We start from the raw sequence: 16,725 nt of genomic DNA on the forward strand, positions 1-16,725 counted from the left end.
GATTTACTTGAGCGGTACGAACTTCGAGGAGCGGGTCGCCCCGATGCCGGCCTGACCGTGTTCGACCGACTTCCGAGTGAGCTGGAACTCGCCGAGATAGTGACCGATCATCTCGGGCTCGACCTGCACGCGCTCGAAGCTCTGCCCGTTGTGGACGGCGAAGGTCAGATCGACGAACTCCGGCAGGATCGGCATATCCCGCAGGTGGGTTCGGATCGGGTTGTTCGCCGTCTCCTCGGGCTCTGCGTCGCGGGCCTTCTCGAGCAGCTTCTGTTGCTCGTCGGTCAGACCGCGTGTGATACTTCGCCGCTGGCGAGCGGGGAGCAGTTCCGCAACCTCGTCGAGCGACAGCTCCTGCAGCTCGTCGAGCGTGTGGCCACGATAGGTGAAGTCACCCTCCTGGCCAGTCTGATATCCTGAACTCATTCGTTGCCACCTCGACCGGTTCGCTTCGAGGAAATGTCCCCGACCTTCCGACCCGGCGGGGCGTTACGCGAGATGGACTTGGGCTTGCCGGGGTGCTGTCGGCCGCCGCCACCGAACGGGTGGTCGACGGCGTTCATCGCGACACCGCGGACGTTGGGCCACTTGGTCCCTCGCGCTTTCATCTTGTGGTGCTTGTTGCCGGCTTTGACCATCGGCTTCTCGGTGCGACCGCCACCGGCGACGACGCCGATGGTGGCACGGCACTGCGGGTCGAGCCGCTTGACCGCTCCCGAGGGGAGCTTCACGACCGCGACGTTGCGGTCGTGGGTCATCAGCTGTGCGCTGACGCCGGAGGCCCGGGCGAAGCGACCGCCGTCGCCCTGGTTGGCCTCGACGTTGCACACCGGGACCCCTTCCGGGATCTCGGCCAGCGGGAGGGTGTTGCCGGGCTCGATCGCCGCGGAGACACCCACCTGCATCCGATCACCGACGCCCACGCCCTCGGGCGCGAGCACGAGCCGGCGATCGCCGTCCTCGAACTCGACGGCCGCGACGGGTGCCGAGCGGGCGGGGTCGTGCTCGATGTCGACGACCGTGCCGGAGACGACGTCGCCGTCTTCGACGTTACGGTGCTGCAGGTCTGCCTTGTAGCGGTGCGAGGGAGCCCGGAACGTGGACGTCCCGCGACCGCGTCGTTGTCCCTGAATTCGTCGTCCCATCGTTAGAACACCCCGATCCTGGAGGCGACTTCCTGGGCGTCGTCGTCCTCAGAGAGGCGAACGACGGCCTTCTTTTCGCCGTCCATCGTGTTCTGCGTCGTGACCGCTTCGACGGTGACGTCGTACTGCTGTTCGACCGCGTCGGCGACTTCGGGCTTCGAGGCCGCGGAGTCGACGGCGAACTGCAGCTTGTTCTGGAAGTCCATGTCGTTCATGGCCTTCTCGGTCACGTGCGGATACTTGATCACGTCCCACGTCATCGCTCGGCCACCTCCTCGAGTGCGCTCTCTGTCCAGATCGTGAGCCGACCGGGGGCCGTCCCCGGTGCGAGGTCCTCTGCGTTGACCTCGCGCGCGGTAGTCACGTCGGCACCGGCGAGGTTGCGAGCCGCCTTCGACGGCTCCTCGCTGGTGACGAACAGAATCGAGGACGGTCGGCGGTACTTCCGCCCGCGGGCGGAGCCCTTGCCGGCCTTGATCTTCGTGTCGTCGGCGCGCTCGATGTCGGCGTGAACGCCGAGGGATTCGAGCGTGTCGACGACGGCCTGGGTCTTCTGAAGGTCCTCGAAGGAATCGTCGACGACGAGCGGGAGTTCGAGATCGTCGTCGAACTCGTGACCGCGCTCGGCGACGAGTTCGCTGTCGGCCGTCGCGGCGATGGCCGAGCGCGTCGCGAGCTTGCGCTCCTTGTCGTTGATCGTCAGCGATCGGTCCTTCTCGGTCTTGGGCGGGTGGGCCGGTCGGCCCCCGACTGCCTGGGGGACGCGCCGTGCCTGGCCCCCCTCTCGGGGAACGTGGGCCATCCCGCGACCGCTGCCGAACGACTCGGCAGGCGTTCGCAGGCCCGCGTACTCGTCGGACCCGTAGTCCTGCTTCCGGTTTGCCTGTTGGGCACGCACTGCACTGGCGATGAGATCCGGTCGGACCGTGGTCTCGAAGACCGCGGGCAGATCGACCTCGTCGCCTGCGTTACCGTCCAGGTCGTAGATTGTTGCCTGCATGTGTTATCCCTGATTCGACTGCGTCGAGACGAAGCGCACCTCTGGGTCGAGGCGCGGCTGGTCGTTCGGACGCACTGCCGGTCGGAAGCGCACGAGGCGCTGGTCCGGACCGGGAACCGAGCCCTTGACGAGCGTGTACGGCCCGTCGACTTCGCCGTAGTTGACGAAGCCGCCGTCGACGCTGGCGTCGTCGCCGTCGCCGATGTCGATGAGGCGCTTGTTGAGCTCGGTGCGCTGGTGGTAGCCGGTCTGGCCCTGCTGGGGCACCGTCGAGCGGACCCGGGAGGGGTTCCACGGACCGAGGTTGCCGATCCGTCGTCGCCAGCCCTGGCGGGCGTGCTTGCCCTTCCGCTTCTGGACGCCCCATCGCTTGACGGGGCCCTGGGTGCCTTTCCCCTTGGTGACGGCCGCGATGTCGGTGTACTCACCGGCGCGGAACACGTCGTTCATGGCGTGTTCGCCGCCGTCGTCGACCAGTTCGAGCGCGTGCTCGAATCGGTCGCTCAGCGAGCCACCGCCGACTCGCGTCTCCATCACGTCGGGCTTTTTCTTGGGCACGTTGGCCAGTTCGTCGGGGACCGTGTGCGTGACGACGCGCACGTCCGCGATGTCACCGGCGTCGAGTGCGTCGCGTACCTGTTCCTCTGCGGCATCGGCGTCGTGGCCCTCGGGAAGGTCCAGAGCGCGATCGAGTTCCGAGTGGAACTCGTCGGTCCAGACTTCCGTGAGCGGACGCTTGCCGTACGGCGTGTCTTCGTAGGCTCGGACTGCCACGGCGCGCACTGGCGGCGTCTCCACGACCGTCACCGGGACGGTCTCTTCCATCCCCTCGCGTGGGGAGTTGGGTTCGTCGTTGACGAGAGTGACGTGTGTCATTCCCGCCTTGTAGCCGGCGAACCCCTGGAGACCAGCCTGGCCGTCGTCGGACGGCCAGCTGTTGAAGCGCGGCGTTTCGTTCGCCGCTCGCGTACGCGGGCCGTAGCCCAGCGAGCCTTTGCGTGGTCTGCTTGGTTGTGGCATGGTCTACTCCGTGAGGGTCAGCGAAGCGAGGGTGGCGAACATCGCTTCTTCGGTTCGCACGACCTCGCTTCCCTGGTTTGGAACCGTATTCAGCCAAAGGTCGAACCCGGCGTCGTCGTCACCTGTGCCGTCTGGGACGGCGTCGTCCGGGTCCAATCCGAATATCGCTGGCAACCCGCGCTCCGGAGCGCCGAAGGCCACTGTCATGTGGCCCGCGGCGTCCCGGCGCTCGACCAGTTGGCCGAGCCGGTCGACGCCGAGTTCCTCACCATGCCGCGATGCGGCGATGGCGAACCCGGCGTCGGACCGTTCGAGTGCCGTATCCACGTCCGCGGTGTCGACGACGTACCCGGTGAGGGGCTCGTCGACGAGCTTTGCGCGGACTGGCCGTCGCGAAGAGACCCTGACGGTGACGCGCTCCCCCTCGCCGGGCACTTCCATCGCGGAAGGTACCGGGAGAGAGATCGGGTGTTGCAGTCCGCAATTGACCCGAACGCGCCCATCAGCTCCGACCTCGGTCACGATTCCCTGTCTTAACGACCCCGAACCCTCGGATCCGGAGCCGGTCTGTGAGCGGACGCGGAGCGGCGGCAAGACGCCGACGTACTCCAGTTCGTCCCGCTTGCCCCAGACCTCCTTTCGGAGGTACGGCGGCGTCGCGGCGTACCGCAAGACGGTTTCGACGAACCCGTCTTCCCACTTCCCCGCTCCCGCTGGATCGGGGAAGACCGTCAGCCGATCGACCCGGAACACGACGGCCGCGCGGGCCACGTATCCCAGCTTGCGAGTCGCCTCGCGTCTGTCCTCGGCTTCCCGGACGAGGGAAGACGGCACGAGTACGCTAGTCGTCATACCGGAACGCTTCCACGTCGCGCCACTAGACTGTGCCGATTACTCCCCCAGCCATCCTTAAAAAGAGTCCGCTTCACGCGCGCGATGAGAAGCGTTCACACGGCCCTAGATGGTCAGTATATAGCCGCTCGGGGGGAGAGACCGTGGGAGAGAATGACAACAAATGTGACCGGTACCGAACCCACCGCTCACCAGAGCGGTGGTCGACCCTGGACTTATCCCGCCGCCGTCAGTATTCGTAGTTCGTCATGCTGACCCGCCAGCTCTACCGCCTCGGATGTGGGCTCGGAGTCGTCGGCAGCCTCGTGATCGTCGCGAATCTCGTTGTCGCCGGCTACTGGACCTTCGTTCCCATCGCGCTCGGTGCTGGAGCCGCCTGCGCTTTCGCCCTCAGAAACGCCCACGAGCGCGACGATTTCGACCGAGACCACTCGGTTGTCTACCGCTCGGTGAACCTCGCAGGGGCTGTGATCACAGTCGGTGCTGGACTGGTGATGCTCGCAGTCGGGTTCCTCTCCTATCAGTGGTTCGTCGTCGGGACGCTCGGATAGCAGTCGGGCGTGTGAGCGAGTCGTTCGGGTCGCCCTCCCACGGTTTTGACTCCAATTCGGAAGTCTTTTATCCTTCACCCCCGCCAGAATGAAATGCACTCACCCGCGGTGGTAGTGTAGTGGTATCACAGGACCCTGCCACGGTCCTAACGGGGGTTCAAATCCCCCCCACCGCATTGTTCTGGCGCGAACAAACTCGTGAGCGCCAGCAATCGGGACAAGAGATTTGAACCACAGCAGTCGCGCGCAACGAAGTGAGCACGTCTGCTCCGGGTTCAAATTCCCCCACCGCACTCCTCTCGAACGCTATACAGCGAGCGACCGCTGTGCGTGTGCTCGTCTCGCGTAATCGCTACTGTTGTAGGGGAGAGATTCGAGCCCCGAAAGTAGACATCGAAGGTCGTCTTTCGAGTGGCATCTCTCACCACACGTCGTACGGGCGTGGCCGGCGAGTGCCCGCCGCGTGCGGCCTGCAGACGCGGGTGCTGCTGCCACCGTCGAGCGGAGACTGTTGTTCGGAACCTCTTTACACGACTGTTTTTTAGGCTTGCCTAAATGAGTCGGAGCGCAGAGCAACTCGTCGGCGCGCTGTTCAACGTCCTCGGGTCCGAGGGCTACACCGAGGTCCAGCAGCTCTTGCTGAGCACGTACCAGTCCAACGCCTCGACGGATCGCGACGAGCTGGTCGATCAGCTCGTCGTCGACCTCGTCACCGTCCTCCGGGAACACCTGTCCACCGAGGAGGAGATCGAGGTTCTCACCACGACGATCGAGTATCTGGTGAGTCGGTTCGTCTCCGTCGTCGAGGTCGCACCAGTCGCGATCGTCGTCGTCGACAACGAAGGCGCGATACAGCTGTGGAACGCGGGTGCCGAGTCGATGTTCGGCTGGACGGAGTCCGAAGTCGTGGGTCGGCCCTACCTCCAGACCGTGGCCGACACCCCAGAGACAGTCGAGTCGTGGTGTCGCCGGCTCGAAGCGGGCGAACAGTTCACCGGCGTCGAAACGCGGCACCGCGACAGCGACGGCGCGATACTGGACGTTCGAGTGTGGGCGGGGCCGCTGTACACCAACGACGACCAGTTCACCGGCGCGACGTTCGTCACGACCGACATCACCGAACAGAAGACGCGCGAGCAACGGCTCAGCGTGCTCAATCGAGTGTTGCGACACAACATCCGAAACGACGTGACCGTGATGCGGGGCCACCTCGAAGTGCTCGCCGAAGCAGTGCCCGAAGAAAGCGATCACGTCAACGCGATCGAGCGCCGGATCGACAATATCACGGAGCTCAGTGAGAGGGCGCGCCACATCGAGCAGTTGCGTGACTGTGGCAGTGAGGAGGACTGGACCACGTTCGAGCTGTCGTCGATACTGGACGACAACAGAGAGCGACTGGAACTCGATTGGCCGACGGCAACGGTCACGACGACGGGGCCGACCGCGACCGTCGTCAGGGGCCACGAACTGCTCCCGTACGCGGTCGAGAACCTGCTCGAGAACGCGGTCGAACACAACGACGGCGACGATCCCAGCGTCCACGTCGAGGTGTCCCGAAAGCCGCGGGATCCAGCACACGACGTGTCACTGGCGATCGCGGACGACGGCCCCGGACTCCCCGCTGTCGAACGAGATGTGCTGACACAGGACACCGAGCGCGCGCTCTCACACAGTAGTGGGATGGGGCTGTGGCTGACCCGATGGATCGTCCGTAGTTCCGGTGGAGACCTCCGCGTCGAAGAGAGTCGGTTCGGCGGGACGCGTGTCGTCGTCGGATTGCACCAGCCGGCGGATATCGAGGGTCCAGAGTGAGGCGACGGACAGGCTGCTGCCGTTCGCAGACTCGTCCCCGAGCGACCCCGGGAGCGGAGCCGTGACGGCGTCGGCCCAGACCTGTTCACTATAGAGAAATTCCTTGTCGTCGTGTGTCGGCGATCAGCGTCGGCGTGCGCGGGCGATCGCACGCCCCCACAGGTACGTGGCGACGAGGAATCCGTATGCGAAGACGAACGTCCCGAGGAGCGGCCCGACACGGGAGAACGTGACGAGCGACCCCCCGATACCGAGCGTGACAGTGAGCGCGACGAACCCGAGCGTCCAGCCGAAGAAGTACGCGCCGTGGCCACCGATCGACCGAAACGGCGCGATCGAGAACGCCTCCCGGAGCGACCCCGTCTGGCCGTACACCGTCAGCGCGATCGGGAGCAAGTAGAGCCCCAGCAGGCCGACGAACAGCGTCGCCGTCGAACCGGCGAGGATACGACCCGTCGGAAGGTCGCCCGCGCTGGCGTCCAGCGTGACGACGCCGTACACCGTCACGAGCAGGGCAGCGAGGGGTAGCCCGAGGAAGACCACACAGAGGATCGACCCGCCGACTGACTGGCGGAGGAGGGTCCGACCGTCTGCGAGAAACGGGGGAAGAGCGTCACCGCGTTCGCTGGCCGTCAGGGCACGGACGACGTAGCCGACGACCGGGAGCAGTGGGACGACTGGGACGACGAACGAGAGAGCGAGCGACAGCCACACGGCGAGCAACGGCCGCTCACGCGCGTCGCCGGCGATGGGGTACGTTGCGGCGGTCGTCGAAGGGCGCATGGGTACGATCACCGTGTGGACCGCCGTATGCCCATCGGTCTTCGATCGTTCGAGCGAACTGCCGACACACAATTTGTTCCCCATGGTGAACAGAACTAAGTAGAAAAATCTCAGTAAGAATGATTTCGTGCAGAGGGACAGTTATATATGGCAATCGATCATTCCCTATCATGGAGTACCATGACTGACGATAGTGACCGACTTTCGCGGCGGCGGTTCGTTGAAGCGACAGGAGCGGCAACACTGATCGGCCTCGCTGGCTGTAGCGGGGACGGCGGTGGTGACGGCGGAGACGGCGGCAGTGAGAACACCGACGGCAGTGACGGCGGCGACGGTGGCGACAGCAGCGGAGATCCACTCGAAGTGCTGCACGGCTGGACCGGCGGCGACGGTGCAGCGGCGGCCGAGGCACTCGTCGAGGCGTTCGAAGAGGAATACCCCGACATGGAACACGAGTTCAACCCCATCGGTGGGGGCGGGAACCAGAACCTCGACGCAGTCGTCGCCAACCGGCTGCAGAACAACAACCCACCGAGTTCCTTCGCCAACTGGCCCGGCAAGAACCTCCAGCGCTACGAGGGCGTGCTGGGCGAGGCCGACAGCGTGTGGGAAGAAGAGGGCTTCGAGGACGTGATGGTCCAGGAAGCAGTCGAACTCCACCAGTACAACGGTGCGTTCCGAGCCGTGCCGCTGGGTTCCCACCGACTAAACTGCCTGTTCTACAACACCTCGGTCGTCGAGGAGGCGGGCGTCGATCCCGATTCGCTGACCAGCGTCTCGGCCCTGATCGACGCACTGGAGACGGTCGCGACCGAGACCGACGCGGTGCCGATGACCCACGGTATGAGTGGGACCTGGACGACGACCCAGCTGTGGGCGTCGACCATGCTCGGCAAGGAAGGGTACGACGCGTACATGAACTTCATCGAGGGCAGTCCCGACGAGGCCGCCGTCCAGTCGGCCTTCGAGTCGGTCGCCGAGATCCTCGAGAACTACATCAACGACGACGCGTCCTCGATCGGTCTGACGGAGTCCAACCAGAACATCATCGAGGGCAACGCTGCCTTCATCCACCAGGGTAACTGGGCGGCCGGTGCCTTCCGCAACGCCGAGGACTTCGAGTACGACGAGGACTGGGGCTTCAAGACGTTCCCCGGCTCCGAGGGAATGTACATGCTCCACTTCGACTCGTTCCTCTACCCGTCGAACAACCCGACCCCGGAGAAGACGGACAAGTTCATGGCCTTCGCCGGGAGCGAGGCCGCACAGGTCGCGTTCAACCAGTACAAGGGATCGATCCCGACCCGGACGGACGTGGACATGAGCGCGTTCGGTCCGTACCTCCAGGAGACCCAGGAGGACTTCGCCAACGCCGAGGAGCGGCCCCCGAACCTCCAGCACGGTCTGGGCGTCGACTCCGAGACGATGTCGACGCTGAACGACGTGATCTCCAGCGAGTTCTCGGGACCGTACAACGTCGAGGCGGCGACCAGCGGCTTCATCGACGCGGTTTCCAACTGATCCCGGTCCAATGAGCGACCGGATTTCGGCGGTTTCGACAGGTGGTGAGAGACATGGCATTGCATAACGACGACACCGAGGAGAGTGGCGACGCAGTCACCGACGGCGGGGTCGTCGAAGAAAAACAGCAGACCGGATTCAGGCCGATCGCCAGGCTGAACGAGCGGTTCGGCAGCGACTTCGTCGAGTCCTCGCAGTTCTGGCTCCCACCGTTCCTGCTGGTGGGGCTGTTCGTCTACGGGGCGATCATCTGGAACGTCATGATCTCGCTGACGGACTTCCAGGGGTTCGGAACGCCGGACTACAGCGATCTGGACCTGGAGATGTACGCCCGCGCGCTGGCCGACAGCGGCTTCGTCGACGCCGCGGTCAACACGTTCGTGCTCCTGATCGCGTTCACGCTCGTGACACTGGCGATCGGGCTGGGGCTCGCGATCTTGATCGACCGGAACATCCGATTCGAGAACACCTTCCGGACGATCTACCTGCTCCCGATGAGCCTCTCGTTCGTGGTGACCGCCCAGTTCTGGGCGTGGATGTACAACTTCAACAACGGCGTCATCAACATCGTGCTCACGTCGATCGGTCTCGACCGAGTCGACTGGATCGGCAGCCCAAATATCGTTCTCTGGGCGGTCGTGTTCGCGCTGATGTGGCAGTTCGCGGGCTACGCGATGGTCGTCTACCTCGCCGGGTTGCGTGCGATTCCGGACGAGCACTACGAGGCGGCCAAGGTCGACGGCGCGTCGACGCTGCGGATGTACTGGCGCGTCATCATCCCACAGCTGAAGGGATCGACGATCAGCGCCTCGGTCGTCCTGATGGTGTTCGCGCTGAAGGCCTTCGACTTCCTGTATTCGCTGGTCGGCGGTTACCGACCACCGAACGGGGCCGACATCCTCGCGACCAAGATGGTCCGTGAGGCGTACGCGAACCTCAACTGGGCGTACTCGTCGGCGATCGCGATCATGCTGTTCCTGATGGCACTGAGCATCGTCGGCCCGTACCTCTACTACCAGTACAAGGAGGGACACCTATGAGCGACGAGACACGGACGGACGGTGGCGCTGTATCGGCGACGGGATCGGACCAGCCAGCGGGACTGCTCGCGGAGATCGACGCCTACCGCGTCGCGCTGTACCTCGGGCTGCTCGCGATCCTGGCGTTCTTCCTGATCCCGATCGAGTCGGGACTGGTCACCTCGTTCAAGACCAGCTCCGGCGTCAGCGGGACGCTCCCGTTCGCACCGCCGACGCCGGAGGTGTTCACGCTCGCGAAGTGGCAGGCCGCGTTCGACGCGCTCGCGCGCGGACTGATCAACAGCGCGCTGTACGCGGTGCCGGCGACGGTCATCTCGGCGCTGCTGGGAAGCTTCGCGGCCTACGGCATCACGCAGTCGAACTGGAAGCCCAAGTACAAGGCACCGATCCTCGCGCTGTTCGTCGCGGGGATCTTCATCCCCTACCAGGCCGTGCTCGTGCCGCTCTCGCAGTTCTGGTCGATGGTGCCACTGCAGGAGGCACTCGGCTTCGTGTGGGCACTCGGGATCAGCTCGGACTACACCGGTGTCGTCGAGCTCATCGTCACACACGTCGCCTACGGGCTCCCGATCTGTACGGTGCTGTTCCGATCGTACTACAAGAACATGAGCGAGGAGATGATCGAAGCGGCACGGCTCGACGGCGCGTCGATCCGGCGCGTCTATCGCCGGATCGTCCTCCCGCTGTCGGGGCCGATGTTCGCCGTCGTTCTGATCTATCAGTTCACCCAGATCTGGAACGACCTGCTGTTCACGCTCGTGTTGGTCCAGACCGAGTCCAGTACGGCCGCACCGATCGTGCTGATCCTCGCGGGCCTGGGACAGTCACTCGAAGGACAGGACTTCGCGCTTCGGATGGCGGGTGCGTTCATCGCCGCCCTGCCGACGCTCGCGGTGTACATCATGTTCGGCGAGGAGTTCGCCGAAGGGGTGGCGACATGACCCGACGCACCAGCCAGCAGGAACTCATGATTCGACATCAGTCACACAGTCGACGAGACGTATCGCACGAGAACTGTACCGTCGCTTCCGGAGGGCGATAGGATGGGGACGCTCGAACTCGACCGACTGACGAAGGTGTTCCAGGACGGTGACGAAGGCGAAATCGTCGCAGTCGACGGCGTCGACATCCAGATGGACGACGGCGAGTTCATCGTCGTCGTCGGTCCCTCCGGTTGTGGCAAGTCGACGACCCTGCGGATGGTCGCCGGGCTGGAGACGGTGACCAGCGGCAACATCCGCCTGGACGGACGGGTCGTCAACGACGTGAAGCCACAGAATCGCGACATCGCGATGGTGTTCCAGTCGTACGCGCTGTACCCCCACATGACCGTGGCGGAGAACATGGCGTTCGGCCTGGAAGAGTCGACGACGCTCCCGGACGACGAGATCGAAGAGCGGGTCCACGACGCCGCAGAGACGATGGGGATCGCGGAGCTGCTGGATCGTAAACCCTCGGAGCTCTCTGGCGGCCAGCAACAGCGCGTCGCGCTCGGTCGGGCGATCGTCCGAGACCCGGAGGTGTTCCTGATGGACGAGCCGCTGAGCAACCTCGACGCCAAGCTGCGCTCCCAGATGCGGACGGAACTCCAGCGCTTGCAGTCCGAACTGGACGTGACGACGATGTACGTCACCCACGACCAGACCGAGGCGATGACGATGGGCGACCGTATCGCCATCCTCAACGACGGGAAGCTCCAGCAGGTGGCGACGCCGCTCGAGTGTTACCACGAACCGGCAAACCAGTTCGTCGCCGGCTTCATCGGCGATCCGTCGATGAACTTCTTCGACATGGAGCGGGACGGCGACACGCTCGTCGGCTCGCGGTTCGAATATCCCCTCTCACAGTCGACGCTCGACGACGTCGGCGAGACCCGAAACGTCACGCTCGGTGTCCGCCCCGAGGACATCGAAGTGGGCACCGACGAATCGGGCAGTCACACCTACTCGGCGGTCGTCGAGGTCGTCGAGCCGATGGGCGACGAGAACACGGTGTACCTCCGGTTCGAGAGCGCACCGGAGGGCGAGACGTTCATCGCGACGATCGACGGCCTCCAGCAGGCCGCTGTCGGTGATCGTGTCACCGTCTCGATTCCCGAAGAGACGATCCACCTCTTCGACGGACGGTCGGGCGAAGCGGTCCACAACCGCCGACTCGACATGAACGACGAGATCTCCAGCCCGCCGACCTGATCGGCGCGATCAGTGCGGGAGGGCCTCGTCGTCGATCTCCGACTCGATCGATTCGAGTTGGGCTTCGAGATCGGCAATCTCGGACTGGAGCGCGGCGAACTCCTCGCTGCGTTCGAGTTCCGTCCGAGACAGCTCGGCCGCGAGGACGCTTCGTTTGACGCGTTTCTCGCTCAGCGTCTGGTAGATTTCGTCGTACGCTTCGAGTTTCAACAGTCGGTCGATCACCGCCCGAAGGTCGGACGGCGTGACCGGTTTGACGACGTAGTCGTCGAACCCCATGTCGATGATGTCGAGCGACGGGTCGACGGCGGTCACCATGGCCGTTCGACAGTCGATGGGTGCCGACTGGATGTACCGCAGAACGTCGTCGCCGGACCGCTCGGGGAGCCGGCGATCGAGGAGAGCCACGTCGAGGGAGTCGCCGAGACCGTCCACGTGGTCCGTCGCGGTCGCCGCGGTCTCGGCTGCGTACACGTCGTACTCGTCTTCGAGCCCGTTGACGTACGCCTCCAGTAGCTCGCTCTCGTCTTCGAGGACGAGCACCGAAACGTCGTCTGAGACACTCCTCACGGGGCCGACTTTCGTGCCCAATAACCTATACTTATTGGAACGGTACGGGCCGTCGATACAGCAGCCACACGTCACTGACTGAGGTCGTATAGAGGCGAGAAAAACACGGAGACGGGCTGAGACGGCGACGGTGTCAGCGGGTGTTTCCCTCGTTCCGAACGGTTCCCCTCCTCCCGCGGTCGCGTGGTGGCCATGCCGCGGTCACGTGGTGATCTTTCCGCGGTCGCGAGGAGTGGTGCCACCGCGTGATCTAAGGGGCGGTGCGTCGAACCGTCAGCTACCAGCATGACCTGTATCGCGTTCCTCTCGGTCGCACCGGTCGTCGAAGAGAGCATGGCGTCGTACGTCGCCGACGCCGTCGCCGCGCTGGAGCCGTTCGACGTGTCCTACGAGACGACGCCGATGGGCACGATCATCGAAGCCCAGGACAGCAAGGAGTTGTTCGACGCGGCCCACGCCGCCCACGAGGCAGTCGAGGCCGATCGCGTCGAGACCTTCCTGAAGATCGACGACAAGCGGACCGTCGACCAGGCGGCCGCCGACAAGGTGACCGCCGTCGAGGAGCACCTCGGGCGGGCGGCCCGGAGCGACCGCGACTGATTTCACACAGGCCGACACACGTGTGGGCATGCAATCGTGGCTGACCGTCGCGTTCGGGGCGTTTTGCGTGGTACTCGGCGTCGTCTGGGCGATCAAGCCGGTGGCGATGGGGAAGCTCCAGCAGCAGTACCTCTATCTGGGTGCCGGCGGCGACGAGGTCCAGATCAACGAGACGCTGGGACGCGTCGCCGGACTCGTCCTGGCCGCGGCGGGCGTCTACCTCGTCGTGACGTGAGTACACCGATCGAACACGAACAGTCTTAGGGCAGGGAGAGCCAAGCGGTGGGTATGGAGAGTCTCAATCGGATGGCGACGGAACTCGTCGACGAGGCCATCGACTTCGCCGACGAACTGACGATCGCCGTCCACGCGCTGGAGGGCGACGCCGCGGTGCTCGATTTCGGTGTCGACGTTCCCGGCGCCGTCGAGGCGGGGCTGCTCGCGACCGAGATCCAGACGGCCGGACTGGCGACCGTCCAGACGAAGCTGTCGAGCGTCGCGGGCGCACCGCTGACCCACGTCGAACTGTCGACCGACCACCCCGCGCTGGGGCTGCTGTGCTCCCAGAAAGGCGGCTGGGAACTCAGCGTCGACGGCTTCGAGGGGCTGGGCAGCGGCCCCGCCCGCGCGCTGGTGGCCGAAGAAGAGATCTACAGCCGCGTGGGCTATCACGACGCCGCGGACTTCGCCGTGTTGACGATCGAAGCCGACGAGCTACCGGAGCAAGACGTTGCCAGCCACGTCGCCGAACGGACCGGCGTTCCCGAGACGGCCGTCTTCCTCCCGGTCTACGCGACGGCCAGCGTCACTGGCAGCGTCGTCGCCGCCGCACGGGCCGCCGAGCTGGCGGCGTTCCGGTTGTCCGAGCTGGGGTACGATCCCATCTCGATCCTCTCGGCGACCGGCTCCGCGCCGGTCGCACCCGTCGCCGACAGCGAGGCGGCCGCCATCGCACGGACGACCGACGCGCTGGCCTACGGCGGACAGGTCCACCTCACCGTCGAAGAGGAGTTCGACCGCTTCGAGGAGGTCACCTCGATCGCGGGCGAGGAGTACGGGACGCCACTGGCCGAGACCTTCGACGACGCCGACTGGGACTTCAGCGAGCTGCCCGTCGAAGTGTTCGCGCCGGCCCAGGTGACCGTCGACGTGGTCGGTGGCGAGACCCACGTCTTCGGCGACACCCACGAGGACGTGCTGGCAGAGAGCTTCGGGCTCTGAACGATGCCCGAGGTTCGGTTCAAGGTCGTCCCGCCGGTCCGTGCCGTCGGCTTCCTCCGAGAGGCCGCCGAGACGCTCCCGCTGGTCCCCGGCAGCGTCGAGGACTGCTGTACGCGGGTGCGGGACGGAACTGCGGTCACGTCGCGAGACGAAGCACGGGAGTACCTGACGTTCATGCAGGCGCTGGGCCTCGTCGCCGAGACCGACCGCGGATTCCACCGGGTGCGTGACGCGCCGAGCGACGAGGAACTGCCGACCGCCTTCCGGGAGCGGGTCTTCGGTGCCCGAGAGGTGCTGGAGTGTGTGGCGACGGAGCCACGGACGCCCGAAGCGGTCTTTACTGCCATCCGAGAGGAGATCCCCCGGTGGGAACGGAACCGCCACGAAGACTGGGAGGCCGAGTGGCACGAACGGATAGAGCGGCTGCTCGGCTGGGCCGCAGTGTTCGATCTGGTCACGGAGTCAGACGGGCAGTACCGGGCAGAGCACTGATCGGCGTGGGGGCGTGGAGAGACGATCCGTCTCGCTCGCTCTCAGTCACGTCGTGTGAGTTGTTGCCGGGAAGCACACGAAATGTACTCTCTCCACACGGCAGGCCCGCGCGGTCGTGTGGAAAGCACTCGAAATCCACTCTGGGGAGCAATCGAGACGGCGAACGGGCGGGTCACGAGAGAGTGAGAGGGGATTTCGAGTGCTTTCGGTTGCGAATGAGGGGTGGGGGGCAGCGGAGCAGCGAGTGGGGTGTGTGAGGATAGCGCAGCAGCGACCGGGAAAGTGTGAGGACAGCGTCGACAGATCGTGGTCGTCGGCAGGTGTGGTCGACAGTTCTGGCCGTCGACGACTCCGTACCCGTCGTGCCGAGAGCCAGTCGACCACAGTGTGAGAGTAGCTTTCGAGTGCTTTCACGTGAGAACGGGGCGACGAAAAAGCGAGAGAAGGGCGTGTGAGGACTTCGCACAGGAAAAGACGACATCGGAAACGAAAGTCGTCACCACAGTGGCATCACCTGAAGCACGAGAAACAAGAGAAACACGTGAAGTAAGGTTTATGTGGTGGCCACGGTTTGACCGAACTAACGATGGGTGGTCCCTTCGATGCGATTACGGACACTATCTTCGCAGACAAAAGTGTCCTGACCGAGGACTACCAGCCCGACGAGATCCTCGAACGCGACGAAGAGATCGAGGAGTACCGCAACGCGCTCAAGGACGTGCTGTTCGGCCGAAGTCCCCAGAACATCTTCCTCTACGGGAAAGCTGGCCTCGGGAAGACGGCGGTGACGAACTACATGATGGACGCGCTGACCGAGGAGATCCAACAGCGTCCGGAGGCCGACGCGCTCCACGTCCACGAGCAGAACTGCAACGGCAAGACAGTGTTCATGGTCGTGCGCGCACTCGTCAACGACCTCCGTGGGCCGGACGGCGAGACGTTCCCCAAGCGCGGGCTCGGGACTGGCGACGCCTTCGGAGCGCTGTACGAGGAACTGGACACGACCGGTGGGACCCACCTGGTCGTCTTCGACGAGATCGACCACCTCGACGACGTGGACACGCTGCTGTACGAGCTCCCGCGAGCGCGTTCGATCGGCCACATCACCGACTCGCGCGTGGGCGTCATCGGCATCTCGAACAACTACACCTTCCGCCAGCAGCTCTCGGCGAAGGTCAAAGACACGCTGATGGAGACGGAGATCTCTTTCTCGCCGTACTCGGCCGACGAACTCCGCGCGATCCTCGAAGAGCGCGCCGAGAACGCGCTGAAAGACGACGGCTACGACTCGTCGGCGATCGCGATGGCCGCCGCGCTGGCCGCTCGCGACATGGGGAACGCCCGGCAGGCGATCGACCTGCTACGCGTCGGAGCGGAGGTCGCCGAGAATCAGGGCGAGTTTCGGGTGACCGACGAACACATCGAACGTGCCCGCGAACGTGTCCAGCGCGGGCGTCTCAGCGACAAGATCCGCGACCAGACGACCCACGCACAGCTGGTGCTGGAGACGCTGGCCCATCTCGAAGACGACGGCGAGACGCCCGCCCGTGCGAAGGAGATCTACGAGCTCTACCAGAACGTCGCGGAATCGTGGGCGAACGAACCGCTGACGACCGTCCGGAGCGTCCACAGCCACCTCTCGGACCTGCGGATGCTCGGCTTCCTCAAGCGCTACGAACGCAACGAAGGCCTCAGCGGCGGCCAGTACTACGAGTTCGAACTCGACGATCTCGATCCGGAACTGGTCTTCGACACCCGCGAGGACATCGAAGACGTGGCCGGCGACGCCTGAGCGATATCGACTCGTCCCACCCCAGCTACACAGCGAAAAGCACTCGAAACCTCCTCTCCCTACCACCCCACTACTCTACCTTCACCATCCCACTCCACCCTACCCCACCACCCTCACTCCCGAAAGCACTCGAA

Annotated in this window: 19 protein-coding genes and 1 tRNA gene; 12 read left to right on the forward strand and 8 right to left on the reverse strand. The window is 64.8% G+C overall.

The features are described 5' to 3' along the window. Positions 1-3 precede the first annotated feature (3 nt). From ACAH01_RS11815 to ACAH01_RS11840, 6 genes are read right to left on the reverse strand one after another with little or no spacing between them, the layout of a single operon-like run. Positions 4-426 carry a 30S ribosomal protein S19 gene (locus ACAH01_RS11815; RefSeq protein ID WP_153552979.1) on the reverse strand — a complete coding sequence of 141 codons (423 nt, stop codon included), beginning with the start codon at positions 424-426 and terminating at the stop codon, positions 4-6. After that, positions 423-1,145 (reverse strand): 50S ribosomal protein L2, encoded by a 723-nt coding sequence (locus ACAH01_RS11820; protein ID WP_015762787.1) that lies wholly within the window; start codon positions 1,143-1,145, stop codon positions 423-425. The genes ACAH01_RS11815 and ACAH01_RS11820 overlap by 4 nt, the downstream gene beginning before the upstream one ends. A gap of 2 nt (positions 1,146-1,147) precedes the next feature. Beyond that, on the reverse strand, positions 1,148-1,405 hold the full coding sequence (locus ACAH01_RS11825) for a 50S ribosomal protein L23 (RefSeq protein ID WP_015762786.1): 258 nt from the start codon (positions 1,403-1,405) through the stop codon (positions 1,148-1,150). Beyond that, complete coding sequence (gene rpl4p, locus ACAH01_RS11830; RefSeq protein WP_170093858.1) at positions 1,402-2,145, reverse strand: 50S ribosomal protein L4; 744 nt, start codon at positions 2,143-2,145, stop codon at positions 1,402-1,404. Before rpl4p ends, ACAH01_RS11825 begins: the two co-directional genes overlap by 4 nt. Positions 2,146-2,148: 3 nt before the next feature. After that, positions 2,149-3,165, reverse strand: coding sequence for a 50S ribosomal protein L3 (locus ACAH01_RS11835; protein WP_018259107.1), 1,017 nt, complete (start codon positions 3,163-3,165; stop codon positions 2,149-2,151). Between the two features lie 3 nt (positions 3,166-3,168). Beyond that, complete coding sequence (locus tag ACAH01_RS11840) at positions 3,169-4,017, reverse strand: putative RNA uridine N3 methyltransferase (RefSeq protein WP_170093856.1); 849 nt, start codon at positions 4,015-4,017, stop codon at positions 3,169-3,171. Positions 4,018-4,265: 248 nt separating this feature from the next. Here ACAH01_RS11840 and ACAH01_RS11845 point away from each other — a divergent pair, with 248 nt between their 5' ends. From ACAH01_RS11845 to ACAH01_RS11855, 3 genes are all read left to right on the forward strand, one after another. Then, entirely contained in the window at positions 4,266-4,568 is a 303-nt protein-coding gene (locus tag ACAH01_RS11845; RefSeq protein WP_372479312.1) for a hypothetical protein, read from the forward strand. A 105-nt stretch (positions 4,569-4,673) separates the two neighbouring features. After that, positions 4,674-4,744: transfer RNA gene (locus ACAH01_RS11850), tRNA-Gly, on the forward strand. 379 nt (positions 4,745-5,123) lie between these two features. Further along, entirely contained in the window at positions 5,124-6,380 is a 1,257-nt protein-coding gene (locus ACAH01_RS11855) for a PAS domain S-box protein (RefSeq protein WP_372479313.1), read from the forward strand. Between the two features lie 123 nt (positions 6,381-6,503). Here the strand turns inward: ACAH01_RS11855 and ACAH01_RS11860 are convergent, their stop codons facing one another. After that, complete coding sequence (locus ACAH01_RS11860; RefSeq protein ID WP_372479314.1) at positions 6,504-7,163, reverse strand: DUF4013 domain-containing protein; 660 nt, start codon at positions 7,161-7,163, stop codon at positions 6,504-6,506. Positions 7,164-7,343: 180 nt separating this feature from the next. Between ACAH01_RS11860 and ACAH01_RS11865 the strand changes: the two genes are divergently transcribed. The 4 genes from ACAH01_RS11865 (at position 7,344) to ACAH01_RS11880 (ending at position 11,916) form a co-directional block, all read left to right on the forward strand. After that, positions 7,344-8,684 (forward strand): ABC transporter substrate-binding protein, encoded by a 1,341-nt coding sequence (locus ACAH01_RS11865; protein WP_372479315.1) that lies wholly within the window; start codon positions 7,344-7,346, stop codon positions 8,682-8,684. A 53-nt stretch (positions 8,685-8,737) separates the two neighbouring features. Continuing rightward, on the forward strand, positions 8,738-9,724 hold the full coding sequence (locus tag ACAH01_RS11870; protein ID WP_372479316.1) for a carbohydrate ABC transporter permease: 987 nt from the start codon (positions 8,738-8,740) through the stop codon (positions 9,722-9,724). After that, complete coding sequence (locus ACAH01_RS11875) at positions 9,721-10,665, forward strand: carbohydrate ABC transporter permease (protein ID WP_170093852.1); 945 nt, start codon at positions 9,721-9,723, stop codon at positions 10,663-10,665. The genes ACAH01_RS11870 and ACAH01_RS11875 overlap by 4 nt, the downstream gene beginning before the upstream one ends. Positions 10,666-10,767: 102 nt before the next feature. Beyond that, on the forward strand, positions 10,768-11,916 hold the full coding sequence (locus ACAH01_RS11880) for an ABC transporter ATP-binding protein (RefSeq protein ID WP_372479317.1): 1,149 nt from the start codon (positions 10,768-10,770) through the stop codon (positions 11,914-11,916). Positions 11,917-11,925: 9 nt separating this feature from the next. On the opposite strand, the gene ACAH01_RS11885 is transcribed toward ACAH01_RS11880, so the two are convergent. Further along, complete coding sequence (locus ACAH01_RS11885; protein WP_372479318.1) at positions 11,926-12,486, reverse strand: response regulator transcription factor; 561 nt, start codon at positions 12,484-12,486, stop codon at positions 11,926-11,928. 285 nt (positions 12,487-12,771) lie between these two features. On the opposite strand from ACAH01_RS11885, the gene ACAH01_RS11890 reads away from it, so the two are divergent. The 5 genes from ACAH01_RS11890 (at position 12,772) to ACAH01_RS11910 (ending at position 16,591) form a co-directional block, all read left to right on the forward strand. Next, entirely contained in the window at positions 12,772-13,086 is a 315-nt protein-coding gene (locus tag ACAH01_RS11890; RefSeq protein ID WP_170093850.1) for an MTH1187 family thiamine-binding protein, read from the forward strand. Positions 13,087-13,114: 28 nt separating this feature from the next. Continuing rightward, positions 13,115-13,321: a hypothetical protein gene (locus ACAH01_RS11895; protein WP_015762773.1), complete on the forward strand. Its 207-nt coding sequence runs from the start codon at positions 13,115-13,117 to the stop codon at positions 13,319-13,321. Between the two features lie 53 nt (positions 13,322-13,374). Then, entirely contained in the window at positions 13,375-14,307 is a 933-nt protein-coding gene (gene mch, locus ACAH01_RS11900; RefSeq protein ID WP_170093849.1) for a methenyltetrahydromethanopterin cyclohydrolase, read from the forward strand. A gap of 3 nt (positions 14,308-14,310) precedes the next feature. Then, complete coding sequence (locus ACAH01_RS11905) at positions 14,311-14,799, forward strand: hypothetical protein (protein ID WP_372479319.1); 489 nt, start codon at positions 14,311-14,313, stop codon at positions 14,797-14,799. Positions 14,800-15,385: 586 nt separating this feature from the next. Continuing rightward, positions 15,386-16,591, forward strand: a complete 1,206-nt coding sequence (locus tag ACAH01_RS11910) for an orc1/cdc6 family replication initiation protein (protein ID WP_170093846.1) — start codon at positions 15,386-15,388, stop codon at positions 16,589-16,591. Positions 16,592-16,725: the final 134 nt, after the last annotated feature.

The organism is Halomicrobium sp. HM KBTZ05 (assembly GCF_041530035.1).
Taxonomy (GTDB): Archaea; Halobacteriota; Halobacteria; order Halobacteriales; family Haloarculaceae; genus Halomicrobium.